The sequence below is a fragment of the Actinophytocola sediminis genome, from assembly GCF_054779715.1.
Genome location: NZ_BAAGXS010000135.1, coordinates 1 through 961 on the forward strand (window position 1 = coordinate 1; position 961 = coordinate 961).

The 961-nt window shown below is 56.0% G+C and carries 1 rRNA gene; it reads right to left on the reverse strand.

Annotated elements, in window-relative coordinates:
* A 23S ribosomal RNA gene (locus ACYVIP_RS44670) occupies positions 1 to 961 on the reverse strand; the annotation flags it as partial.

Consider the following 961-nt stretch of genomic DNA (forward strand, 5'->3'; position numbering starts at 1 on the left):
AGCCTGTTATCCCCGGGGTACCTTTTGTCCGTTGAGCGACACCCCTTCCACCAGGTGGTGCCGGATCACTAGTCCCGACTTTCGTCCCTGCTCGACTTGTCAGTCTCACAGTCAAGCTCCCTTGTGCACTTGCACTCAACACCTGATTGCCAACCAGGCTGAGGGAACCTTTGGGCGCCTCCGTTACTCTTTAGGAGGCAACCGCCCCAGTTAAACTACCCACCAGGCACTGTCCCTGGACCGGATCACGGTCCGAAGTTAGACACCCAGTACGACCAGAGTGGTATTTCAAGATTGACTCCACCCATACTGGCGTATGAGCTTCACAGTCTCCCACCTATCCTACACAAGCCGAACCAAGCACCAATACCAAGCTATAGTAAAGGTCCCGGGGTCTTTCCGTCCTGCCGCGCGTAACGAGCATCTTTACTCGTAGTGCAATTTCGCCGGGCCTGTGGTTGAGACAGCCGAGAAGTCGTTACGCCATTCGTGCAGGTCGGAACTTACCCGACAAGGAATTTCGCTACCTTAGGATGGTTATAGTTACCACCGCCGTTTACTGGCGCTTAAATTCTCACCTTCGCCCCACAAGGGGACTAAGCGGTCCTCTTAACGTTCCAGCACCGGGCAGGCGTCAGTCCGTATACATCGTCTTGCGACTTCGCACGGACCTGTGTTTTTAGTAAACAGTCGCTTCTCGCTGGTCTCTGCGGCCGCCTCGCCCTAGCCCGCAACGGGGCTTCAAGCGCTGCGGCCCCCCTTCTCCCGAAGTTACGGGGGCATTTTGCCGAGTTCCTTAACCACAGTTCACCCGATCGCCTTGGTATTCTCTACCTGACCACCTGTGTCGGTTTGGGGTACGGGCCGCATGGACACTCACTAGAGGCTTTTCTCGGCAGCATGGGATCACTCTACTTCGCCTCATTCGGCTATGCATCACGTCTCAGGATATGTGACCGGC